Origin of the sequence: Aeromonas sp. CU5 (assembly GCF_002586745.1) — a bacterium.
Lineage (GTDB): Bacteria > Pseudomonadota > Gammaproteobacteria > Enterobacterales > Aeromonadaceae > Aeromonas > Aeromonas sobria.
This window is the reverse complement of record NZ_CP023817.1, coordinates 2,278,760-2,301,461: the sequence shown is the minus strand read 5'-3', so window position 1 is coordinate 2,301,461 and position 22,702 is coordinate 2,278,760. Positions and strand designations below refer to the sequence as shown.

The following is a 22,702-nucleotide window of genomic DNA, read 5'->3' as shown; positions in this document are numbered from 1 at the left end:
TATCATGCCGCCATCCATGAGAGAGAGGCGGTAATGATGGTAGATACAAAACGTCACCCCGATGGGGAGTTGTTGCTGAGAACCCTGGCAATGCCAGCCGATACCAACCCCAATGGCGACATCTTTGGTGGCTGGATCATGTCCCAGATGGATATAGGTGGGGGCATTATGGCCAAGGAGCTGGCAAAAGGACGTATTTGTACCGTATCCGTCGAAGGCATGACGTTTCACAGTCCGGTCAAGGTGGGCGATGTGGTCTGCTGCTACGGCCGCTGCATCAAGATTGGCCGCAGCTCCATGAAGCTCAAGCTGGAGGTGTGGGTCAAGCCGGTACTGCGGGAAAACGATGCCCAGCGTTACTGCGTGACCGAGGGGGTCTTTACCTATGTCGCCATCGACGACTGCGGTAAATCCCGCCCGGTTCCGGTCAGCGTCTGATCAAATCAGCCGGGCATTGATGATGGATATTTCCTGCTCAAGCCCGGTTTTTTGCCGTATCATGCGTTCCAGTATCTCTTCCGACCCCACGTATTGCAGGGTGTCAAACAGGCAGAGATCGCATTGAGAGTCCCGTCTTATCTGATAGACGGTGGCAAGCTCCACTTGATGACAATTTCCTTGTTGATCATAAAACGTCACGCAATACCGAAGTTCTCTCGCCATTGCCAGGCTCCTTCTGGTTGGGTGGAACAGGGACTATCAGCGTAGTCGGCGCGGATGACGTTTGTGATGGTCGCAACAAAAAGCAAAGGCGGGCGGTTGTTAGCCAATGAAAAATAGTTATCGCATTCTTGGCACCTCCCTGCTGACCCTGGGGTTGGTAGGCTGTTTTGAGGTGCCGGATCAGAATCATCTGGTCACTGCTCAAGGGATTGTGCCGGGAATCGACTGCCAGCGTCCGCCGCTGGTAGCGTTGGCGACCACGGCGCTGCCCCGGGAATTCGGGGTGACGGTGTGGAATCTCTACAAGGGTCAGCGCAAGAACTGGCGTGAAGGGATGGACAGTTATGCCAAGGGGCAGGATCTGGTGCTGCTGCAAGAGTCGGCCACCCGTCCCGAGATGCTCGACTGGCTGCGCGCCGGTGATTTCCAGTGGCAACAGCTGCAAGCCTTCACCCAGGGTGGCGTGTCGTTCGGGGTGATGACGGTGGCCAAGACCCCGCAGGCGTTCGTCTGTGGCGTGCGCTCCCCCGAGCCCTTGCTGCGCATCCCCAAATCCGGGCTGGTGAGCCTCTATCCGCTGCAGGGCGACCCTGACGGCGTGCTGGTGATCAACCTCCATGCGGTCAACTTCGAACTGGGGATGGCCACCTTCCGCGAGCAGCTCAACGATTTGACTGCCTTGGTGCGCCGCCATCAGGGGCCGGTGATCCTGGCCGGTGATTTCAACACCTGGAGCGACAAGCGCCAGTTCTGGCTGAACAAACTGGTGGACGAGCTGGGCCTGCAGGAGGCGCTGCCGGTGCCGGATCTGCGCCGCACCGCTTTCGGTCGTCCGCTCGATCACCTCTACTACCGCAATCTGGATCTGGTCGAGGTGAGCTCACCGGCCACCGACAGCTCGGATCACAACCCCATCATTGCGCGCTTTGCCGCCCAGTCTGTGACCCCCTGACTGGGTATGATGTGCGCGTGTTGCCCATAAAAAATCCGGCGCCTGATGGCGCCGGATTTTTTTATACGCAACTGGCAACAGTGGCCAGCTCGGGATGACCCGCAAGGATTACTGGTAGAGACCCAGATTCGCTTTGGCGTAGGCTTCGAAATCGGTGCAGCCACCGATGTGCTGCTCGTCCAGGAAGATCTGCGGCACGGTATTGACCGGCTTGCCGGCGCTCTTGGCCAGATCTTCTTTGGTGATGCCTTCGGCATGGATATCCACGTAGCGGAATTTGAAGTCATCGCGCTGTTCGGTCAGCTGCTCGGCGACCTGTACGGCACGGACACAGTAGGGGCAACCCGGGCGACCAAAAATCACTGCAAACATATTTTCTCTCCGTTCTTTAAGCCGTTTTTGTATGGCCGTTGATATGAGGCAGGCAACAGCATAGCCCTGCCTCGTGGCGACTTGAAGCCGAAATTATCGATATCGTGATTCGAGTGGGCCTATTGCGGCGTCACTGCGGCTCGGCAATCTGGATCGGCTGCTGCTGATAGATGCCCTCCAGCACCCCCTTCTCGAATACAGTCCAGGGCCACGGCGCCTTGCTGGCACGGTAGCGCTCATGGGTGGCAGGGTCTTGGGACAGGCCACGCTGGAACATCACGAACGCCTTGCGCTGGCCGCCTGCGGTATCGATAAAGCCGGCCAGATTGGAGGTGCCGGTGATGGTCCCCGTCTTGGCGTGGACCTTGTTCTTCATCATGGGGGCGGTGACGCTGCGGCGCCACGCCAGGGTGCCATCCACCTGAGAGCTTGGCAGCAGCTTGATCAGGCCGAGCTCGGCATCGTTTTTCTGGATGAAGTTCAGCACCGACAGCATCTGACGGGCACTGATGAGATTGTGAGCGGAGAGGCCGGAGCCGTCGGCCAGGGTGGCGTTGCCCAGATCGATCCCGTTCTTGGTCAGGATGGCGCGCACTGCCATGGTGCCGCTGCGATAGCTGCCCGGCTTGTTGTAGTAGTGACGGCCCACGGTTTTGAGGAAGGTGTCGGCGTAGAGGTTGTCCGATTTCTTCAGCATCTTGGCCAGCATCACCGGCAGGGAGACCGAGTAGTGGGTGCCGAGGGTCTCGGCACCGATCGGTGCCTTGTGGGTGACCCGCAGCAGGCCATCATGCTTGATCCCCGCCCGGCTCATGGCCCAGCGGATGTTGTCCCAGCCCCAGGCTTCCACGTCGTGGATGGCAAACCGCAGCCCCTGTGGCTCCTTGTTGGGGGTGATGCAACCCTTGAGCTCGTAGAAGTTGCCCTTGGCCATGTCCACTTCCAGCGCACAGAACTGACGCGCCATGTCGCCGTAACTCATCACTTCCACATTGTCGGCGCCGATGCCGATGGCCACGCCGGTGGCGACATTGCCGGTGGCCGGTTTGCCGATCTGGGTGGCGGTGACGGTGCCGTAGGCGCAGTTTTTGTCGATGATCACCGACGAGACAGGGGCGGCGAAGCAGAGGGTCTGATCCCCCCACGACCAGCCGTTGCCGCGCTCGTAGCCGTTGTAGGCGCCGGTGTTGACGTAGACATTGCCCTTGATGCTGGTGACGCCAAGCTGCTTGAACAGGGCCAGCAGATCCATTCGGGAGAGGGTGGGGTCGCCGACGAAGTTGATCCAGATATCGCCGTTGATGGTGTCACCCTGTTTGGCGCCGGGCTGGGCCTGAATATCGGTGGCGAAGCGGAAGTCGGCACCCAGCTCAAGGCGGGCCGCCAGCGCAGTGAGCACCTTCATGGTGGAGGCGGGGGCGATCATCTGATCGGCATGGCGGGCGAACTCAACGCCGTTATTGCCCTGCACTATGATGGCGTACTGGCCACCCTGCGGGGGCGTCAGCGGGGCGGCCTGAGCCGCCAGAGAAAAGAGAGCACAAAAACCAATCAACAGCCGCTGCATAACATCCTCTAACGTGACGAAGGGGTCTGGCAGTGCTGCCAGTCCTGATAAATCAACCTTGTTTCACCTGTCGATGGAGCATCGACAGTCGTAAAGCAATCCATTCTGTTATGCCGGTCGCCATTACGCCATCGAGTTGGCGGTGCGATAGCGGCCGTCATAATCAAAAATTTTCTCTTTTATCTGCCAAAAACGGCCCGATTTGCGGGCGATGACAAAATCCGGATGACGGAACTGGCTTTGTGCGGCCAGCACGCTCGCCAGGGTGGTGAATTCGGGCTCCAGCCCCGGGGCGGGCCAATGATGACGCACAAAGCGCTGTTGAAACAAGCGTTGTGCGCCCGGGGAGTGAAAACCGAAGTATTCGCTGAGGGTCAGCCCATCCTCATCGTGGTAGGTCACCTCCAGCCGCTCCCCCTGTTTGCCGCGCCCTGCGGTGAGGGTCAGTCCCGCGCAGCGAATGACCATGCAATCCTTGAGATTGAGCGCCTCTTTGAGCTTGTCGTCAGGGTCTACCAGCAGCTGATCGCAGCTCTGGCAGCGGCGGGCTGCAATGTCGTTATCCGCGCCGCAGGCGGGGCAGATCTTGGCGCGAAAGCGGTAGTCACACTCCTCGCGGTTGCCCTCGTCATCTTCAAACAGTCCCTGACAGCGGCGGCCGTAGTGCTCGATCACCTTGCCATCCTCGTCGGTCTTGCCCCAGAAGGTGTTGGCAAAACCGCAGGCGGGGCAGGGCACCTGCACCGGCTCGGTGCCCGCGTGGGGGCGGGGTTCCCCCACCTCGGGGGCAAACAGGTTGAAGTTGTTGCCCGCATAATCGAGCACCAGACAATCCTCTTTGCCCGGTGAGAGGCGCAGACCCCGGCCCACAATCTGCTGATAGAGCGACACCGACTCGGTGGGGCGCAACATCACGATAAGATCGACATGGGGGGCATCAAAACCGGTGGTGAGCACCGCTACGTTGACCAGAAACTTGATCTCGCGGGCCTTGAAGGCGCTGATAAGGGCATCGCGCTCTGGCCCCGGGGTTTCGCCGGTGATCAGGGTTGCACTCTGGGATTGGGCCTGCAGCAGCCCTTGAATTTCCCGGGCGTGCTCGACGGTGGCGGCGAAGATCATCACCCCTTGCCGATCGGCAGCATACTCCAGCACTTGGCTCAAGATATGGGGGGTAACCCGCTGCTGGCGCTTGAGCTCGCCATTGAGATCCGCCTCGCTGAACAGGCCGTTCTCCCGTGCCACCAGCTTGCTGAAGTCGTAGTGGACTATGGGGGCATCCACCATGCGTGGCGGCGTCAGATAGCCGTTTTTGACCATGAAACGCAGGGGCAGTTCGAACACGCAGTCGCCAAACAGCCGCTCGCCGTGACTCTTTACCATGCCGTGGTAGTGGCGCCGGTAGATCCAGCCCAGCCCCAGCCGATAGGGGGTGGCGGTGAGACCGAGGATTTTGAGGGCCGGATTGGTTGCTTTGAGGTGGTCTAACACCTGATGGTACTGGCTGTCGTCATCGAGCGAGACTCGGTGGCACTCGTCGATGATCAGCAGCGAGAAAGCGCCGTCGAAGGCCGCCAGATTGCGGGCGACCGATTGCACCGAGCCGAACACCACCTGGGCACTTGCCTCCTTGCGGGCAAGGCCTGCGGCGAAGATGTCGGCCTTGAGCCCCCACGCCTCGAACTTGCCGTGGTTCTGCTCCACCAGCTCCTTGACGTGGGCCAGCACCAGCACCCGACCACGGGCCTTGCGGGCCAGCTCGGCGATCACCAGACTCTTGCCCGCTCCAGTGGGCAGCACCACCACGGCGGGATCCGGGTGTTTGCGAAAGTGGCTGATCACGGCGTTGACGGCGTCGGTTTGATAGGGTCTGAGAACGAACATGAGGGTGTGGTGTTTGGGCATGGTGCGGCGCAGGATGGCGCCATTATAGGGATCTTGCTGCCACAAAAACAGCGGGCCGGCATGATGCCGGCCCGCTGGGAGGGATTGTGCTGATTAATGGAACGGGAAGATGTAGTTCATCCAGCTTGCCATGCGCAGCAGTATTTTCCGCATGATGGAAACATGGTGGAAGTAGTGGGTATAGACAGCAGCCTGCCCGCTGGAGCCTGCAATCACCTGATACTTGGCCCACTCGGGGTCGGTGATGGAGATCAGCACCGGCATGCGACCCGGACGCACCGCGGTCATCTGATCCAGCAGACCGGCGTTGGCCTGCACGTTACCGGCGGCAATGGCCGGGATCACCGCGGTTACCTTGCCTTTGAAGATCTTGCCGGGTACGCCATCGATCACCACTTCGGCCTCATCGCCCACCGCCAGTCGCTGCATGCTGTTCTGCCAGAACCAGCCGACGTAGGCGGTGTCATCCTTGTGAACAAAGGTCATCACCGGACGGAACATGAAAGGGGTCGCAATCATGCCCGGGCGCAGGGCCAGCTGCACCACATGACCATCTGTCGGGGCATAAACCACGGTTTGGGCCTGCTGATATTTGGCTTCCTGCAGTTGGGATTGCAGATCGTTCAGGTTGGCTTTCTGCTGGTCAATCTGGGCTACGATGTCGTCCACATTGGCCTGGCTCACGTCCAGATCACGCTGTTTACCGACACCGCGCTGCATCAGTTCTCTGGCGCGATCCCGATCCAGCTTGGCGGAGCGCAGTCTCGCCTCGATAGATTTGAGGTGTTCGCGGTTTGACTCGAGTCGTGCGGTGAGGCTGTCCGCTTTCAGGCGGAACGGTTCATCATCGATACGAAACAGCACATCCCCTTTCTTCACCGGCTGGTTTGGCTGCACCGGGACTTCGGTAACCCGGCCCTTGACCAGCGGTACTATGGGGGTGGAGACGTAGTAATTACGCGCCATCTCTGAGTAGGGGTGGTTGTAGTTCATCAGCATGATCAGGGTGCCGATGAGGATGATGCCACCCAGTGCTGCGGTCGGCACTGTCCACTTGTTGAGCGGGATACGGAAGATTTTAAATACGGCTACGCACAGTGCCGTATAGGTCAGGATCAATAGCAGGTCCATGGTTTACCCCTGTTGCTCACTCTGTTCGATAGTGTTGATACGGCTCTTCAAATCGGCCAGTTCATGCTTGAGGGCTGCCAAATCCTCTTCATCTTTTTGCAGCCGCTGGCTAAAGCCCCAGCCACGATCGGGACGGTAGAGAGTGGCCCAGATCCAGAGGAATGGCCACAGCACATGAAGGGTAAACAGGCTGACCCAACCGGCGACGTGAATGGCATCCTGATGAGGATGGTCGCGATGTTTGGCAATCTCGTAAGGAATATCGTGGATCACGATAACCCCATAAAAAATGACCAGCCCGACAAAGACGAGCAGGCCAAGAGCAAAATATTCAAGGGCCATATATAACCTCCACTGGCTTGTTGCGCAGCTTGTTCATGGGTATTAGCAAGGTCTAAAGTGACTAATAATCACATGTTTATCGTCAATTCGCACCAAATCTTAAGGCTTTTGGCTGTATCAGGGCTGAAGGGAGTAAATGGTTATTTTGTTTGTGGTTTTATTATTAAAGAAAAGGCGCCATAAGGCGCCTTTTCTTTTATTTTTGCATGCAATATCACCCTTCACTGGTACTGCTGACCAGCGGCTGGCGGAATTTCACCAGGAAGGCCACGGTAATCGCTGCTGTTGCAGTCAGACCTATGATGGTGGAGATCCCCATCTCCAGCCCGAACCCGATGGGGGCGTTGGCCAGATAGGTGAATACCACGGCAGTCATAAACATGGCGGGGATGGTGCAGACCCAGTGCAGCTTGCCCTCTTTGATGAGGTAGGCGGCGGCGGCCCACAGCATGATGACGGCGGTGGTCTGGTTGGCCCAGCCGAAGTAGCGCCAGATCACCCCGAACTCGGCCTTGGAGATGATGAAACCAAGGATGAACATGGGGATGGCGATCAGCAGACGCTTCATCAGCGGCTTCTGGGTCATCTTCAGGAAGTCCGCCACGATCAGGCGGGCACTGCGAAACGCGGTGTCGCCAGAGGTGATGGGCAGGATCACCACGCCGAGGATGGCCAGAATGCCGCCCACGGTGCCGAGCAGGCTGGTGGAGACTTCGTGTACCACAGCGGCCGGGCCGCCGTTGGCCATGGTGGCGTTGAGCGCTTCGGTGCTGTCGTAGAAGGAGAGACCCAGAGTGCACCAGATAAGCGCGATAACACCTTCACCGATCATTGCGCCGTAGAAGATGAAACGGCCGGATTTCTCGTTTTGCATGCAGCGCGCCATCAGCGGTGACTGGGTAGCGTGGAAGCCCGATACCGCGCCACAGGCGATGGTGATAAACAGCAGCGGCCAGAGCGGCAGCTCGGTCGGGTGCAGGTTGGAGAAATCCATCCCGGTGTTGTAGAAGCCTTTACCGGAGACGATAAGGCCAATGATCAGGCCAACTGACATGAACACCAGCAGGGCACCGAAAATGGGATAGAAGCGGCCGATGATCTTGTCGATGGGAACTATGGTCGCGAGGATGTAGTAGGCAAAAATCGCCATGATCCAGTAGACCAGATCGGTAGAGGTGAGGTTGGCCAGCAGGCCTGCCGGGCTGAGCACGAACACCACGCCCACCAGCATCAGCAGCACCACGGCGAACAGGTTCATGAAGTGCTTGGCAACCGTGCCAAGATGCTCACCGACCACGGTCGGTACCGAGGCACCTTTGGCGCGTACCGACAGCATGCCGGAGAAGTAGTCGTGCACCGCGCCAGCGAAGATGCAGCCGAAGACGATCCACAGCATGGCGACCGGGCCGTAGAGGGCGCCCAGAATGGGGCCAAAGATGGGGCCGACGCCAGCGATGTTGAGCAGTTGCACCAGATAGACTTTCTTGTCCGACATGGGGACATAGTCCACCCCGTCAGCCATGGTGATGGCGGGGGTTTTCAGCTCAGGTTTCGGGCCGAATATCCGTTCGATGAACTTGCCATAGATGAAATAGCCAGCGACAAGTAAGCCGACACAGAGGAAGAACCAGATCATTGCTACGCTCCTGCATTGTTATTTTTTGATTTGCGCAGCGAGTCTAAAACGATTGCTCTGCTCTGGCAGGTGAAACGGCCCGAGCGGCGGCATGGCGCGCCGAGTGGTCGGCGGCTGTGATCCGGCGCACACTCCACGGCTCAGTCCAGCCCCAGCTGATCCTTCAGCTCCTTGAGATAACGACGGCTGACCGGCACCCTGGCTCCGCTTGGGGTGACGATCTCCGCCAGCTGGTTATCCAGCAGCTGGATCTCGAAGATGGCGTTGGGGGAGACCAGATACTGGCGATGGCAGCGCAGCAACGGGCTCTTCTCCTCCAGGGATTTGAGGGTGAGCTGGGTGTGGAACAGCTCCCCCTGACTGGCCACATGGACGCCGCCAAGATCGGAGAAGGCATACTCCACCTGTGCGATGGGCAGCAGCCTGACCCGGTTGTGCAGATAGCCCGGAATATGTTCGATGGCGGGGGCCAGCCGCTCGACCGGCTGCGGGGAGATATCCTGCTTGAGGCGGGCGAGGGTCTTGGCCAGCCGGGCGGGCTCCACCGGCTTGAGCAGGTAGTCGAAGGCATTCTCCTCGAAGGCCTGAATGGCGTACTCGTCAAAGGCGGTGACAAAGACGATGCGGGGCAGGGGGTCGAGCATGGCCACCAGCGCCATACCGCTCAGCTTGGGCATCTGGATATCGAGGAATACCACGTCGGGCTTGAGCCGCTGGATCAGCGGCAGCGCCTCGATGGCGTTGGCCGCTTCCCCCACGATCTCGATGGCGGGATCGCAGGCCAGGTGCAGCTTCAGCTCTTCGCGGGCGTAGTGTTCGTCATCGACAATCAGGGTGCGGATCATGGTTGCTCCTTGGGGATGGTGAACGACACCCGGGTCCACTGCTCCGGTTCGCACGCAATGGTCACGCCGTAGCGTTCGCCAAAGGCGCTCTTCAGTCGCCGGTCGACGATGGTCATGCCAAGACCGTCACCGGCCGGGCGCGCTTGCCAGGTGCCGGCATTATCTTCCACATGGATGGTGACGCTGGCGGGCTGCTCCTCGGTATAGAGGCGAATACGCCCCTGCTCCAGCAGGGTTGAGGTGCCGTGCTTGATGGCATTCTCGATCAGCGGCTGCAGGGTGAAGCTGGGTAACCGGAGTGTGGCCAGATGGGGCGGGATCTCGTTGATCACCGTCAATCGGTCGCCAAAACGGGCCAGTTCGATCTCCAGATAGGATTGGCAGTGCTCCTGCTCCTCCTGCAGGGTGGCAAGGCCGCTCTGGCGCTTGAGGTTCTTGCGAAAGAACAGCGACAGGTGCAGCAGCAGGTCTCGCGCCTTGTCCGGATCGCGCCGGGTGATGGCACTGATGGTATTGAGGGTGTTGAACAGGAAGTGGGGGTTGATCTGCGCCTGGATCAGCTTGAGTTCGGATTGCACCAGCAGCCGCTGATGCTGCTCCAGCCGACCGGCCAGCAACTGCTGTGACAGCAGGTTGGCAATCCCTTCCCCCAGGGTGTGGTTGATCTTGAGAAACAGCCGCTTCTTCGGCTCGTAGAGCTTGATGGTGCCGATCACCCCCTTGTCACCCTGCAGCGGGATCACCAGCACCGAGCCCAGCTGGCAAGCGGGTGAGAGGCTGCAGCGATAGGGCTGGCTGTTGCCATCGGCAAACAGCACCTTGTTGCGGGCGATGGCCTGCATGGTGATGGCCGACGCAATGGGGGTCCCCGGCAGGTGGTGATCTTCCCCGGTGCCGATAAAGGCGAGGATCTTCTCGGTGTCCGTGATGGCGACCGCACCCACGCCGGTCTCTTCCTGAATGATGCGGGCAATCTTGCTGCTCGCCTCTGGCGTAAAGCCCTGACTCATTATCCCTACGGTGCGGTTGGCGATGTTGAGCGCCTTGGCGGAGAAGACCCGGGAGAACTTCTCATACATCTGCTGCTGATCGCGGATCATGCTGATAAAGAGCGCGGCGCCGCAGGAGTTGGCCAAAATCATCGGGGTGGCGATGGTGCGCACCAGCAGCAGGGATTTATCGAACGGGGTGGCCACCAGCAGGATGATCACCATCTGCATGATCTCGGCATAGAGGGTGGTAAAGAAGGCGATGCGGGGTTGAAACAGGGCATCTGTTCGCCCCGCGCGCATCAGCCGCCAGTGCACCACTCCGCCGAGTAAGCCCTCGCAGGTGGTGGAGATGGCGCAGGCGAGATCGGTAAATCCTCCCAGCGTGTAGCGGTGCAGGCCACCGGTCAATCCCACCAGAAATCCCACCAGCGGGCCCCCCAACAGCCCTCCCAACACGGCGCCGACCGCCCGGGTGTTGGCGATGGCATCGTCGATATCGAGGCCGACATAGGTGCCGAGGATGCAAAAGCTGGAAAAGATGATGTATATCAGTATCTTGTGAGGTAGTCTCACCGAATAGTTGGCAAGCGGGCGCAGCAGCGGACTTTTCGAGAAGAGATAGGCGATCACCAGGCTGACGCTCATCTGTTGCAGCAAGGAGAGGACCAACTGCATAAAAAACGTTCCTCATAAGGCGGGTGAAAAAATAACCAGCCCGTGAATAAGTGTGATCAAGATCTTGTTCTGTTGGCCAAAAGGGCTGCAACGGGCCGTCAGTTTGCCAGAACAGGTGGATAAAACCATATTAAATCAGCATGTTAAATTGATATTTGTGTAAGCGGCCGCAGGTTGATATTGATGGGTAGAGCATGGAAGTATCCGCTGGATACGCCACACGGAGGTGGCATGCTCCGCCCAGCCCCATGGCTGGGCGTTTTTTATACATGGTCAGATGGCAACCTTGGGATAGGGATTCGAGCAATTATTCCGGTTTGTCCAATGAGTTATCCCCAGCTTCTGGGGATAACTCAGAATGCAAAGTAGTAGCAGAAGCGGCGGGTCAGGTTGAAGAACTGCCGTTGTCCCTCATCCAGCTCTTCCTGTTTGATAAAGGCGGTGATGGTGCGCTCGTCTTCCCGCAGGTCGATCATCGCTACCGCTTCCGGGCGCTGGGCCTTGATATAGGGCAGGATCTTCGGCTTGAGGGGCATGGTGGGCTCGGTGGAGAGCACCAGCGCTATGCTCTCATCGGAGAGTTTCACCAGAGATCCCGGCGGATAGACCCCCAGCACCTTGATCAGCAATTTGACCAGATTCTGGTCGAATTTTTTCTGGGATAGTTTGTAGAGCTGGCTGATGGCCTGGCTCGGTGCTGCCGGGTTGCCGCTGCTGCGGGGGTGCAGTAGCTCATCGTAGTAATCCACCAGTCCTATGATCCGTGCCAGCGGCGGGATCTCTCCCCCCTTGATCCCCAGTGGATAACCGCTGCCATCGAGCCGCTCGTGGTGCTGATGGGCGACCTGACGGATTTTCGGTTCAAAGGCGTTGAGATGGGTCAGCATCTCCAGCCCGTACTGGGGGTGCATATTGAGGAAGTTCTGCTCTGCCTTGCTGAGATCCCCGCGCTTCTGGGTGATCTGGCTCGGGATTTTAAGCTCGCCGATGTCGTGGATAAGTCCGGCAAGCCCGGTCTCCTCCAGTTCGATGGGGTTCATGCCCAGTTCGCGCGCCATCAGCATAGAGATAAAGGCGACGTTGAGGCTGTGCTGCAGCAGGATATCGGTGTGAGGGCTGCGAATAAGGTGCAGCCCGAGGGGGCCTTCGTGTTGACTGAGGGCGGCTGCTGCGTTTCGGACAATCTGCGCCGTATTGGCCAGCCCCTCATCCGGTTTGAGGTTCAGGGCTCCAAGCGCATCGCGCAGCTCGCTCATGGACTGGCCAAAGGCCTTGTCGGCAGCGCGCATGGATCGGCGAAAGGCTTTCTCGTCAAAAGGGGGCGGGCCCGAGGCAATCAGCTCTTCCAGCTCTTCGAGATCAGGGCCCGCATCCGGCATATCCCCGCGCAGCAGCGGCTCGATCGGCAGATCGCTCTTGTCGGGGTCAACCATTAACAGGGTGAGATCAAGATGACGGATAATGTCGAGTTGCTGCTGATCCTTGATTTTGAACGTATTGAACATGAACGGATGGTTGGTCCAGCCGGTCGGAAGGTGGATAAAGTGGCCTACTCTCAGCTGCTCTATCGAGGCTTGGATCAGTGCCATCAGTGAACCTGCATTTCGTGAATGCCTACTCAACAAGCTAGCAAAATCCAAGGGATAGACAACTAAAAATCCATTGTAAGTGAGGTGATTACCCCACGCTGTGATGGCGCGCACTAGCACCACGCTTCCCTTATTAATTCGCTCTTAAGTTTTACTTCCTACGCTGGCCCCGTCGTTTCTGTTGGCTTGACCGGGTCCTCTCTCTGTAGGCCGGTATGTAGGAGTTGTTTATGCGTATAACGCTCGGTGTACTGCAGACCAATCTGTTGCTGGTGCTCTTTTTCGCTCTGGTACTGAACTGGCCAATCTTTTTGCATTTCTATACGGTGCTCAGTGGTCTGACCCATGTCAAAGCCGGGTTTGCCATCTCGATCCCGTTGGTACTTGTCGCGGCACTTAATGCCGTGTTTATCCCTTTTACGTTCCGTTTTTTGCTCAAGCCATTTTTCACCGTGCTGATCCTGAGCGGCTCCATCGTCAGCTACGCCATGCTCAAGTACGGCGTCATCTTCGATGCCGGCATGATGCAGAACATAGTGGAGACCAACAGTGGCGAAGCTGGGGCCTATTTGAATGGCTCGGTTGCGCTCTGGTTTCTGCTGACCGGGCTGCTACCCGTGCTGGTGCTTTGGTCGATCAAGATCCGTTATCCAGCTCGCTGGTATCAGGGGCTGGCGTTGCGGGCAGGTGCGCTGGCCATCTCCCTGCTGTTTATCGGGGGCGTTGCCGCACTTTACTATCAGGATTACGCCTCGGTCGGGCGTAACAACAAGCCGCTGGCGAAAGAGATTGTGCCCGCCAACTATGTCCACGGCCTCTACAAATATGGGCGGGATGTGCTGTTTGCCACCCCGATCCCCTACCAGCATCTGGGGACCGACGCCAGGGTGGTGGCCCGGGGAGGCAAGCCGACCCTGATGTTTCTGGTGGTGGGGGAAACCGCGCGCAGCCAGAACTACTCCCTCAATGGCTATGGCAAGGCAACCAACAGCTTCACCTCGAAAGAGCAGGGGGTGGTGTCGTTCAAGGATGTGCGCTCCTGCGGCACGGCCACTGCCGTCTCGGTGCCCTGCATGTTCTCCAACCTCACCCGCCGCGGCTACGATGATCAGCTCGCCAGCTCCCGTGATGGCCTGCTCGATGTGCTGCAACATGCCGGAGTGTCGGTGCTGTGGAAAGAGAACGATGGTGGCTGCAAAGGGGTGTGCCGCAATGTGCCGACCATCGAGATCCTCCCCAAATCCTATCCGGCGCTCTGTCAGGGGGAGTCTTGCTATGACGAGGTGTTGCTGGAGGGGCTGGATCAGCAGATTGCCGGGATGAAGGGCAACAAGCTGGTGGCTTTTCACCTGATGGGCAGTCATGGCCCGACCTATTTCCGTCGTTATCCCGCCAGTGAGCGCGCCTTTGTGCCGGACTGCCCGCGCAGCGACATCGAAAACTGCAGCAACGAAGAGCTGGTCAACACCTATGACAACACCATTCGCTACACCGACAAGGTAGTGAGGCAGCTGATCGACAAGCTCAAGTCGCTGGAGAGCCAGTACGATGTGGGACTGGTCTATCTCTCCGATCACGGCGAATCCCTCGGTGCCATGGGGCTCTATCTGCACGGCACCCCCTACAAGTTTGCGCCGGATGACCAAACCCGGGTGCCGCTGCTGACCTGGTTCTCACCCCAGTTGCAGGCCGATCGCCAGCTGGATATGGGCTGTCTGGCGGCGGAGGCGGGCAGCAAGCGTTTTTCACACGACAACCTGTTCCACTCCATGTTAGGGATCATGGATGTGCAGACCCGTGTCTACAACGGCGCGCTGGATCTGTTCAAGCCGTGTCGGGCGGGGTGAATGGGTAAGCAAGGTTGAACAAACGCGACAACCTGTTGCCCCGCGCCATGCTGGGCATCATGGACGTGCAGACCCGCGTCTACGACGGCGCGCTGGATTTGTTCAAGCCGTGCCGTGCGGGGTGAATGGGCAAGAGACGCACCATGCAGACTAAGCCTCCAGCGAATACACAATAGAAAACGGCAGCCACTGGCTGCCGTTTTGTTATTCGCAAGGGGGAGTCTTACCGCTGTTCCATGATGATCTGCAGCAGATCCCCTTCCAGCAGGGCGCGCTTGACCAGCGCAAAACCGCCGTAGGTCGGCTGATTCTGGAAGCGGGCTTTCACGATGGGCAGGCCACGGTGGAAGCTCGGCAGGGATTGATGCTCGACGCAGCGGCGGATCGCCGGGAACAGGATCTCTTCTGCTGCGGTGATTTCGCCAGCGATCAGCACCTTCTGCGGGTTGAACAGGTTAACCGTGATGGCCACCGCTCGTCCCAGATGCTCACCTACGTTCTCGATCACGCTGCGAGCCAGTTCGTCCCCAGCCATTGCGGCCTTGCACACCTCCTGGATGGTGATGTGCTTCTCCTGCAACGCGCTCTGGTGGCCGCGGCTGATGAGCTCCTTCACCTTGTCAACGATGGCTTCGTTGGAGGCGATGGTCTCGAGGCAGCCGAAGTTGCCGCAGTGGCAGCGTTTGCCGAGCGGCTCGACCTGGATATGGCCGATCTCGCCGACGTTGCGGTTCTGACCGAGGAATACTTGCCCCTTGGTGATGATCCCCGAGCCCGTGCCCTGATGGACACTCACCAGAATGGAGTCCATGCAGTCGCGGGATTCGCCGAAGAAGTGTTCGGCCAGCGCCAGCGAACGTATGTCGTTGCCCACGTAGCAGGGGAGGTTGAAGTGATTTTCCAACAGCTTCGCCAGCCCCAGATTGCGGATCTGGTATTTGGGGGTGTAGATAACCATGCCGGATTCCGGGTTGACCAGACCCGGCATGGTCAATGCGATGCTGATCAGGTTGCGGCTACGCTCACGGTTGGCATCGATAAAGGCGCCAATTTCACGCAGCAGCATGTCAACCACCGGTTGCTGGTCGATTTCACTCACCTGAATGACGTGCTGGTCGAGCTCCTTGCCATCGAGATCATAAAGACTCAGTTGCAGGTAGCCGCGGCCCAGCTTGGCGGAGACAAACTGAAAGCGCTGTTTGATGGTGGTCAACGAGATGGCGCGCCGCCCGCCAGTGGAGGCTTGCGGAGAGGTCTCCTTGATCAGGCCATGCTCGATCAGTTGCCGGGTTATTTTGGTCACGCTGGCCGGGGCCAGCTGACTCAACTCGGCAATTTTGACCCGAGAGATGGGGCCCTGCAGGTCGATGAGCCGATATACGGCTGCACAATTGACCTGCTTGATAAGATCTACGTTTGCTATTTGTCCGCCAGTCATGATGTCACTGTTGTGTGTAGTGTCCGTTAACCACGGTCCCTTGGACCGTGAAGTCCTGATCGAAGACAGTGAGGTTGGCTATTTTACCGACCTGGATACTACCGAGACGTGAGTCCCATCCAATGGCGCGCGCAGGGTAGAGGCTGGCCATTCTCAGTGCTTCATCGAGCGGTAATCCGACCTGCTTGACCAGATTCTCTACCCCCTCAATCATGGTGAGGGAAGAGCCGCCGAGTGTACCATTCTCGTCGATACACTGACCATCGCGTAAAAACACGGTGGTGCCACAAAAATCAAATTTCTCAAAGCCTTCTGGCGCACCAGCCGCTGCGGTGGCATCGGTGACCAGCACCAGTCGTTCCCCCAGCATCTTGTGAGCCAGCCGCACATTGGCCCAGTGCACATGGTGGCCATCGACGATGATGCCCGCATAGACATCCTTGCGGTCATAGATGGCGCCCACCACGCCCGGCTCGCGACCGTTGAGGGTCGGAGTCATGGCGTTGTAGAGGTGGGTGGCAAAGCGGATGCCATTGTCAAAGCCCGTCATCGCCTGATCGTAACTGGCGGCGGTGTGACCGGCCGAGACCAGAATGCCCGCTTCCACCAGACGGCGGATATGGGCCGGGTCGTTGCGCTCCGGTGCCAGGGTGATCTTGGTGATGGCATCCGCGTTGGCGCAGAAGAAGTCGATCATCTCGTCCGCTGGCTGGCGAATTTGCGCAGCAGGGTGGATCCCCTTGCGCTTGAGGTTGGTGTAAGGCCCTTCCAGATGGACGCCCAGCACCTCATTGGGATTGGCCGCCATATAATCACGCGTCACCGCAACGGCCTGCTTCATGTCGGCATCCGGACTGGTGATCAGGGTCGGCAGGAAGCTGGTAGTACCGGATTTGAGGTTGGCGGCCTGCATGGTTGCCAGGGTCTCGGCCGTAATGTCGGTGTTGAACATCACCCCGCCACAGCCGTTGAGCTGCACGTCGATAAAACCGGCGGTCAGGTTGGCGCCCTTGAGGTCAATCAGCTCAATGCCCGCTGGCAGCTCGGCCAGATGAGAGATGGCGACAATCTGGTCGCCCTCGATCAGCACCCCGAAGCCGGTCAGCACGCAGCTGCCGGTGTAGAGGGTGCAGTTGGTCAATGCGTACATGACGACTCCTTACAGACGGCCGATGTTGGCGGCTTCCAACTGCTGGAAGTAGCGAACGGTCTTGACCTTGAGCTCCATGGTGGAGGGCTCGTCGCACACCATCATTCCCTTCGGATGCAGTTGCAGGGTGGAGATGGTCCACATGTGGTTGACGCTGCCTTCCACGGCGGCTTGCAGGGCCAGTGCCTTGCCGTGACCGGTGACCAGGATCATGATCTCTTCAGCATCCATCAGGGTACCGACACCCACGGTCAGGGCCAGTTTGGGCACCTGCTCCATGTCGCCGCCAAAGAAGCGGGAGTTGGCGATGCGGGTATCTTCGGTCAGGGTCTTGATCCGGGTGCGGGAAGCAAGAGAAGAGGCCGGTTCGTTGAACGCGATGTGGCCATCATTGCCCACGCCACCCATGAACAGCTGGATCTTGCCATAGGACTTGATTTTGTCTTCGTAACGCTTGCATTCGGCCAGCAGATCCTCGGCGTTGCCGTTGAGGATATTGATATTTTCCGGACGGATGTCGATGTGAGAGAAGAAGTTGTTGTGCATGAAGCTGTGGTAGCTCTCCGGGTGATCTTCCGGCAGGCCGACGTACTCGTCCATGTTGAAGGTAACCACGTTCTGGAAGCTCACTTCACCGGCTTTGTGCAACTCGATCAGGCGCTTGTAGGTATTGAGCGGGGTGCCACCGGTGGGCAGGCCCAGCACGAAAGGGCGATCGCTAGTCGGCTTGAACGCGTTGATGCGGTCAACGATGTAACGGGCAGACCACAGGCCTACTTGGCTGGCAGATTTCAACGGGATCAGGCGCATGAAGGATACCTCTGTTTCGGGTTGCTACCGGTTTGGCGGTGGCAATGGGCTAAGACGGATTCAAGTTGTTTTATAGCGTAAATAAAGATTGCGAACTAAGCCACATCTATCCACCACCTTTATCTTGTTTGGGTGATAACGATCACGATTATTGGTTTATTAATTTGCGCAGCGAAATAAAAGCCCTAGACTGCCAATCAAGCCTTGATGGCTTATGCGTCAAACGTGATAAGCACTTAATTTCTAGAAAAACATTAACTAAGGAGAGGAACCGTGAACATTCTCGGTTATTTGCAAAAGATCGGCCGTGCCCTGATGGTGCCGGTAGCGGTATTGCCTGCCGCAGCGATCCTGATGGGGGTTGGCTACTGGATTGACCCGAATGGTTGGGGTGGTGACAGCGCGCTGGCTGCCTTCCTGATTAAAGCGGGTGCAGCCATTATCGATAACATGTCCGTACTGTTCGCAGTCGGTGTTGCTTACGGTATGTCCAAGGATAAAGACGGTTCTGCTGCGCTGGCAGGTCTGGTCGGCTTCCTGGTCGTTACCACCCTGCTGAGCCCGGGTGCAGTTGCCCAGATCAAGAGCATCCCGCTGGAAGAAGTTCCTGCCGCGTTTGCCAAGATCAGCAACCAGTTCGTGGGTATCCTGTGTGGTGTTATCGCCGCTGAGCTGTACAACCGCTTCAGCAGCGTCGAGCTGCACAAGGCACTCTCCTTCTTCTCCGGTCGCCGTCTGGTACCGATCGTAACCTCCGTCGTGATGATCGTCGTCTCCTTCATCCTGATGGCGGTATGGCCAGCCATTTACGGTGGTCTGGTCTCCTTCGGTGAATCCATCGTGAGCCTGGGCTCCACTGGCGCCGGTATCTACGCCTTCTTCAACCGTCTGCTGATCCCGATTGGTCTGCACCACGCCCTGAACTCCGTGTTCTGGTTCAACGTGGCCGGTATCAACGACATCCCGAACTTCCTGGGTGGTCAGGCTACCATCGATGCCGCTCTGGCTGCTGGCAAGAGCCTGGATCAGGTGAAAGGCGTGGTCGGTATGTACCAGGCTGGCTTCTTCCCAATCATGATGTTCGGTCTGCCGGGTGCAGCGCTGGCCATCTACCACTCCGCCAAGAAAGAGAACAAAGAGAAAGTTGCTTCCATCATGATCGCAGCTGCCTTTGCCTCCTTCTTCACCGGGGTAACCGAGCCGCTTGAATTCTCCTTCATGTTCGTAGCTCCGGTACTGTATGTCATCCACGCTGTGCTGACCGGTATCTCTGTGTTCATCGCTTCCTCCATGCACTGGATGGCTGGCTTCGGCTTCAGTGCCGGCCTGGTGGATATGGTGCTCTCCAGCCGTAACCCGCTGGCGACCAACTGGTACATGCTGATTGCTCAGGGTCTGGTGTTCTTCGGTATCTACTACTCAGTGTTCCGTGTAGTGATTGCCAAGCTGAACCTGAAAACCCCGGGTCGTGAAGATGACGAAGACACAGCTCCGGCAGTGGCTCAATCTACCAACCGTACCGAGCTGGCCAAGCAATACCTGGACGTGCTGGGTGGTCAAGAGAACCTGGTCTCCATCGATGCCTGCATCACCCGTCTGCGTCTGACTCTGAAAGATCGCAGCATCGTCGATGAGCGCAAGCTGAAAGCCCTGGGTGCGGCCGGTGTGGTCAAACTCGGTGAGCAGAACCTGCAGGTGATTCTGGGCCCATTGGCCGAAATCATCGCCGGTGAGATGAAAGCCCTGCGTTAATCGAGCGACTCGCTCACCTCAAGTCTAAGTCCATTGTTGACATAATTAAGGGCCCCGCTCAGGGGCCCAATATAAAAAAGCCAAGAAAATCCAACCTTTACTTCAAATGAGAGCAGCAGTTATGAACTTGAAACATTCTCTGTTAGCCATTGCCATGTCTACCGTTTTTGCAGGCCCCGCACTGGCAGCTGATGCCGCCAAGCAAGCCGTGGTTGACTCCCTCGCCAGCAATCTGGTGGTCAAGTATGAAGTGGTCACCAACGACGGTGCCGGTGCCAGCCTCGATTGCCAGGCGCTCGGTTCCGAGTGGGCAAGCTGTGGCGTTGCCAAGCTGCATCTGACCAATACCGGTGCGGATGTGGATTCCAAAGACTGGAGCATCTACATCTCCTCCATTCGTCGTATCCAGCGCGTGGATAATGACCAGTTCACCATCACCCCCATGACTGGCGACCTATATCGTTTGACGCCAACCGATAAGTTCCAGGGTTTTGCCAAGGATACCACCGTCGAAGTGCCGCTGGTGGTGGAGTACTGGGTATTGTTCGAATCTGACATCATGCCGAACTGGTATGTTGCCAGCGAAGGTGCCGAGCCGAAAGTACTGGCCAGCATGAGCAATATCAATGATGCCAGCACCTACGAGAAGCCGATGCCGGCCGATGGCTGGAAGCGCACCAAGGATGACAAGAACATCCTGATGAACAGCGAAACCCGTTTCGCTGCCAACCAGACCAGCACCCTGCTGCCCGCTGGCAAGATTGACAACCAGATCCTGCCGACCCCGCTCAAGCAAGTGGTCAAGGCTGGCCCGCAGGTTGACTTCTCTACCATCAAACTCAATGCCCTGGACTTGCCGAGCGATCGCGCCGAGGTTTTGAAGGCTGAACTGACCAAGCTGGGTGTTACCCTCTCCGACACCGGCTATCCAGTCACCATCAAACTTGGTAGCAAGCTCAAGCAGGCCGAAGGGTATGACATGACCATCGGCAAAAAAGGCACTGTGATCCAGGGTCATGATATCGACGGGGCTTACTGGGGTGCGCAATCCCTGATCTCCCTGCTGGGTGTTGATGACAAGCTGGTGAGCCAGATGACCGTCGAGGATGCGCCGCGCTTTGAATACCGTGGCATGCAGACCGACGTGGCCCGTCACTTCCGCAGCCTGGAGACCATGAAGAAGCTGGTGGATCAGATGTCTGCCACCAAGCTCAACGTGCTGCACCTGGGGCTGACCAACGATGAAGGCTGGCGTCTGGAGATCCCGGGTCTGCCGGAGCTGACTCAAGTCGGTAGCCAGCGTTGCCACGACGAATCCGAAACCAAGTGCCTGATGCCGCAACTGGGTTCCGGCCCGACCAGCGACAACCAGGGTTCCGGTTTCTACAGCAAGTCTGACTACGTGGATCTGGTGCGTTATGCCAAGGCCCGCGGTGTGACCGTGGTGCCCGAGATCAACATGCCGGCTCATGCCCGTGCTGCCGTGGTCTCCATGGAAGCGCGCTACAAGCGTCTGATGGCGGAAGGCAAAGAAGCCGAAGCCAACCAGTTCCGTCTGACTGACCCGGCTGACACCTCCAACGTTACCTCGGTCCAGTTCTACGACAAGATGTCCTTCATCAACCCTTGCCAGCCGGGTGCTGCCACCTTCGTGGCCAAGGTGATGGATGAAGTGGCCCAGATGCACCAGGCCGCCGGCCAGCCGCTGACCGCATGGCACTACGGTGGTGACGAGGCGAAGAACATCATGCAGGGCGGTGGCTATCAGGATCCGGCCGTCACCAAGAAAGAAGAGCTGGTCGCCTGGAAAGGCAACGTCGACTCCAGCAAGCAGGACAAGCCGTTTGGCAAGTCCCCGATGTGCCAGAAGATGATCGACGATGGCAAGATCAAGGAAGTGGGCGAGCTGCCGGTTTACTTCGCCAAGGAAGTGGGCCAGATGGTCAAGGACCGCGGCCTGTCAACCCTGCAGGCATGGGAAGATGGTCTGAAGTACGCGGCCAATTCCAAAGATTTTGCGACCGACAATACTCGAGTCAACTTCTGGGAGACCCTCTATTGGGGTGGTTTCAACGAAGCGATGAAGTGGGCGCACAAGGGTTACGAAGTGGTGCTGTCCAACCCGGATTACCTCTACTTCGACTTCCCGAACGAAGTACACCCGGCTGAGCGTGGCTACTACTGGGCAACCCGTTTCAACGACACGCGCAAGGTGTTCGCCTTCGCCCCGGAAAACCTGCCGCAGAACGCCGAGACCTCGGTTGACCGCGACGGCAACGCCTTCGTGGCCAAGGGTGACCAGGATCCGGTCAAGTTCAAGGGGATCTCCGGTCAGCAGTGGAGTGAAACCGTGCGTACTGATGCTCAGTACGAGTACATGGTCTACCCGCGTATCTTCTCCGTGGCCGAGCGTGCCTGGCACAAAGGTGGCTTCGAGCTGAACTATGTGAAGGGTCGCGAGTTCTCCGGCGAGACCAAGCATGTCAACAAGGCCACCCTCAACAAAGAGTGGAACCAGTTTGCCAACCTGCTGGGTCAGCGCGTGCTGCCGAAGCTGGATCAGAGCGGTGTTGAATACCGTCTCTCTGTACCGGGTGCCAAGGTAGTCAACGGTGTGCTGGAAGCTAACGTGGATCTGCCGGGTCTGCCTATCCAGTACAGCATGGATGGCACCACCTGGACTGCCTACGATGCTGCGGCCAAGCCGAGCGTAAATGGCAAGGTCTACCTGCGTACCACCAGCTTCGATGGCAAGCGCACCAGCCGCGTCACCGAACTGAACTGATAGCCGTCAACCGTTAACATGAGGTGGGTCGCAAGACCCGCCTTTCCCAAGGGCGATGGATGATGTATCGGGTTTGGGAAAGGTTGACTGTGCGTGTGAGCCTTTGTTGTGTGTGTGTATTGTCTGTTTGTTTTTCATCACTTTCTGCCCCGCCTTGTGCGGGGCTTTTTTATGATGGCTGCTTAAAATTGGGCAAACCTCGGTTTTTTTAGCTGCTCAATGGCTGGTAACGGCCAAATTCAGGTTGAGGC

Annotated in this window: 18 protein-coding genes; 5 read left to right on the top strand and 13 right to left on the bottom strand. The window is 58.2% G+C overall.

Features of this window, described 5'->3' with window-relative positions; all coding sequences use genetic code 11:
• Positions 1-33 precede the first annotated feature (33 nt).
• Positions 34-438 (top strand): acyl-CoA thioester hydrolase YciA, encoded by a 405-nt coding sequence (gene yciA / locus CK911_RS10025; protein ID WP_068977556.1) that lies wholly within the window; start codon positions 34-36, stop codon positions 436-438.
• On the opposite strand, the gene CK911_RS10020 is transcribed toward yciA, so the two are convergent.
• On the bottom strand, positions 439-663 hold the full coding sequence (locus CK911_RS10020) for a hypothetical protein (RefSeq protein WP_033138934.1): 225 nt from the start codon (positions 661-663) through the stop codon (positions 439-441).
• A 106-nt stretch (positions 664-769) separates the two neighbouring features.
• On the opposite strand from CK911_RS10020, the gene CK911_RS10015 reads away from it, so the two are divergent.
• Entirely contained in the window at positions 770-1,615 is an 846-nt protein-coding gene (locus tag CK911_RS10015; protein ID WP_098969818.1) for an endonuclease/exonuclease/phosphatase family protein, read from the top strand.
• A gap of 108 nt (positions 1,616-1,723) precedes the next feature.
• Here CK911_RS10015 and CK911_RS10010 read toward each other — a convergent pair whose 3' ends face one another.
• From CK911_RS10010 to CK911_RS09970, 9 genes are all read right to left on the bottom strand, one after another.
• Positions 1,724-1,987, bottom strand: a complete 264-nt coding sequence (locus tag CK911_RS10010; protein WP_042018746.1) for a GrxA family glutaredoxin — start codon at positions 1,985-1,987, stop codon at positions 1,724-1,726.
• A gap of 130 nt (positions 1,988-2,117) precedes the next feature.
• Complete coding sequence (gene dacB / locus CK911_RS10005) at positions 2,118-3,554, bottom strand: D-alanyl-D-alanine carboxypeptidase/D-alanyl-D-alanine-endopeptidase (protein ID WP_098969817.1); 1,437 nt, start codon at positions 3,552-3,554, stop codon at positions 2,118-2,120.
• 123 nt (positions 3,555-3,677) lie between these two features.
• Positions 3,678-5,438, bottom strand: coding sequence for a DEAD/DEAH box helicase (locus tag CK911_RS10000; protein ID WP_098972585.1), 1,761 nt, complete (start codon positions 5,436-5,438; stop codon positions 3,678-3,680).
• 114 nt (positions 5,439-5,552) lie between these two features.
• Positions 5,553-6,590 carry an HlyD family secretion protein gene (locus CK911_RS09995; RefSeq protein WP_098969816.1) on the bottom strand — a complete coding sequence of 346 codons (1,038 nt, stop codon included), beginning with the start codon at positions 6,588-6,590 and terminating at the stop codon, positions 5,553-5,555.
• A gap of 3 nt (positions 6,591-6,593) precedes the next feature.
• Positions 6,594-6,932, bottom strand: a complete 339-nt coding sequence (locus tag CK911_RS09990; RefSeq protein ID WP_098969815.1) for a DUF3302 domain-containing protein — start codon at positions 6,930-6,932, stop codon at positions 6,594-6,596.
• 214 nt (positions 6,933-7,146) lie between these two features.
• The gene (locus tag CK911_RS09985; protein WP_098969814.1) at positions 7,147-8,568 is read right to left on the bottom strand and encodes a carbon starvation protein A; all 1,422 of its coding nucleotides are present in this window, start codon (positions 8,566-8,568) and stop codon (positions 7,147-7,149) included.
• A gap of 140 nt (positions 8,569-8,708) precedes the next feature.
• Positions 8,709-9,413 (bottom strand): two-component system response regulator BtsR, encoded by a 705-nt coding sequence (gene btsR, locus CK911_RS09980; RefSeq protein WP_098969813.1) that lies wholly within the window; start codon positions 9,411-9,413, stop codon positions 8,709-8,711.
• Positions 9,410-11,080 carry a sensor histidine kinase gene (locus CK911_RS09975; protein WP_098969812.1) on the bottom strand — a complete coding sequence of 557 codons (1,671 nt, stop codon included), beginning with the start codon at positions 11,078-11,080 and terminating at the stop codon, positions 9,410-9,412. Before CK911_RS09975 ends, btsR begins: the two co-directional genes overlap by 4 nt.
• Before the next feature lie 353 nt (positions 11,081-11,433).
• On the bottom strand, positions 11,434-12,669 hold the full coding sequence (locus tag CK911_RS09970; RefSeq protein ID WP_098969811.1) for an HD-GYP domain-containing protein: 1,236 nt from the start codon (positions 12,667-12,669) through the stop codon (positions 11,434-11,436).
• A gap of 230 nt (positions 12,670-12,899) precedes the next feature.
• Between CK911_RS09970 and CK911_RS09965 the strand changes: the two genes are divergently transcribed.
• Positions 12,900-14,516 (top strand): phosphoethanolamine transferase, encoded by a 1,617-nt coding sequence (locus tag CK911_RS09965; protein WP_098969810.1) that lies wholly within the window; start codon positions 12,900-12,902, stop codon positions 14,514-14,516.
• Between the two features lie 223 nt (positions 14,517-14,739).
• On the opposite strand, the gene CK911_RS09960 is transcribed toward CK911_RS09965, so the two are convergent.
• Genes CK911_RS09960 through nagB form a run of 3 tightly spaced genes read right to left on the bottom strand, consistent with a single transcriptional unit; the run spans position 14,740 to position 17,914 of the window.
• The gene (locus CK911_RS09960; RefSeq protein ID WP_068977550.1) at positions 14,740-15,954 is read right to left on the bottom strand and encodes an ROK family protein; all 1,215 of its coding nucleotides are present in this window, start codon (positions 15,952-15,954) and stop codon (positions 14,740-14,742) included.
• A 4-nt stretch (positions 15,955-15,958) separates the two neighbouring features.
• Positions 15,959-17,104, bottom strand: a complete 1,146-nt coding sequence (gene nagA, locus CK911_RS09955; RefSeq protein ID WP_098969809.1) for an N-acetylglucosamine-6-phosphate deacetylase — start codon at positions 17,102-17,104, stop codon at positions 15,959-15,961.
• Positions 17,105-17,113: 9 nt separating this feature from the next.
• Positions 17,114-17,914: a glucosamine-6-phosphate deaminase gene (gene nagB / locus CK911_RS09950; RefSeq protein WP_042018761.1), complete on the bottom strand. Its 801-nt coding sequence runs from the start codon at positions 17,912-17,914 to the stop codon at positions 17,114-17,116.
• A 273-nt stretch (positions 17,915-18,187) separates the two neighbouring features.
• On the opposite strand from nagB, the gene nagE reads away from it, so the two are divergent.
• Together nagE and CK911_RS09940 are read left to right on the top strand one after the other, a co-directional pair.
• Positions 18,188-19,666: an N-acetylglucosamine-specific PTS transporter subunit IIBC gene (gene nagE, locus CK911_RS09945; protein ID WP_042018764.1), complete on the top strand. Its 1,479-nt coding sequence runs from the start codon at positions 18,188-18,190 to the stop codon at positions 19,664-19,666.
• Positions 19,667-19,787: 121 nt separating this feature from the next.
• A complete protein-coding gene (locus tag CK911_RS09940; RefSeq protein WP_098969808.1) occupies positions 19,788-22,451 on the top strand; it encodes a beta-N-acetylhexosaminidase in 2,664 nt (887 codons plus the stop codon).
• Positions 22,452-22,702: the final 251 nt, after the last annotated feature.

Excerpts from the sequence above, each read along its gene's own strand:
- CK911_RS10015 (WP_098969818.1), top strand. The coding sequence starts at position 770 with ATGAAAAATAGTTATCGCATTCTTGGCACCTCCCTGCTGACCCTGGGG.
- CK911_RS09960 (WP_068977550.1), bottom strand. The coding sequence starts at position 15,954 with ATGACTGGCGGACAAATAGCAAACGTAGATCTTATCAAGCAGGTCAAT.
- CK911_RS09995 (WP_098969816.1), bottom strand. The coding sequence starts at position 6,590 with ATGGACCTGCTATTGATCCTGACCTATACGGCACTGTGCGTAGCCGTA.
- CK911_RS09965 (WP_098969810.1), top strand. The coding sequence starts at position 12,900 with ATGCGTATAACGCTCGGTGTACTGCAGACCAATCTGTTGCTGGTGCTC.
- CK911_RS09990 (WP_098969815.1), bottom strand. The coding sequence starts at position 6,932 with ATGGCCCTTGAATATTTTGCTCTTGGCCTGCTCGTCTTTGTCGGGCTG.
- CK911_RS10010 (WP_042018746.1), bottom strand. The coding sequence starts at position 1,987 with ATGTTTGCAGTGATTTTTGGTCGCCCGGGTTGCCCCTACTGTGTCCGT.
- CK911_RS09970 (WP_098969811.1), bottom strand. The coding sequence starts at position 12,669 with ATGGCACTGATCCAAGCCTCGATAGAGCAGCTGAGAGTAGGCCACTTT.
- CK911_RS09975 (WP_098969812.1), bottom strand. The coding sequence starts at position 11,080 with ATGCAGTTGGTCCTCTCCTTGCTGCAACAGATGAGCGTCAGCCTGGTG.
- CK911_RS10000 (WP_098972585.1), bottom strand. The coding sequence starts at position 5,438 with ATGTTCGTTCTCAGACCCTATCAAACCGACGCCGTCAACGCCGTGATC.
- nagA (WP_098969809.1), bottom strand. The coding sequence starts at position 17,104 with ATGTACGCATTGACCAACTGCACCCTCTACACCGGCAGCTGCGTGCTG.
- CK911_RS10020 (WP_033138934.1), bottom strand. The coding sequence starts at position 663 with ATGGCGAGAGAACTTCGGTATTGCGTGACGTTTTATGATCAACAAGGA.
- nagB (WP_042018761.1), bottom strand. The coding sequence starts at position 17,914 with ATGCGCCTGATCCCGTTGAAATCTGCCAGCCAAGTAGGCCTGTGGTCT.
- CK911_RS09985 (WP_098969814.1), bottom strand. The coding sequence starts at position 8,568 with ATGATCTGGTTCTTCCTCTGTGTCGGCTTACTTGTCGCTGGCTATTTC.
- yciA (WP_068977556.1), top strand. The coding sequence starts at position 34 with ATGATGGTAGATACAAAACGTCACCCCGATGGGGAGTTGTTGCTGAGA.
- btsR (WP_098969813.1), bottom strand. The coding sequence starts at position 9,413 with ATGATCCGCACCCTGATTGTCGATGACGAACACTACGCCCGCGAAGAG.
- dacB (WP_098969817.1), bottom strand. The coding sequence starts at position 3,554 with ATGCAGCGGCTGTTGATTGGTTTTTGTGCTCTCTTTTCTCTGGCGGCT.
- CK911_RS09940 (WP_098969808.1), top strand. The coding sequence starts at position 19,788 with ATGAACTTGAAACATTCTCTGTTAGCCATTGCCATGTCTACCGTTTTT.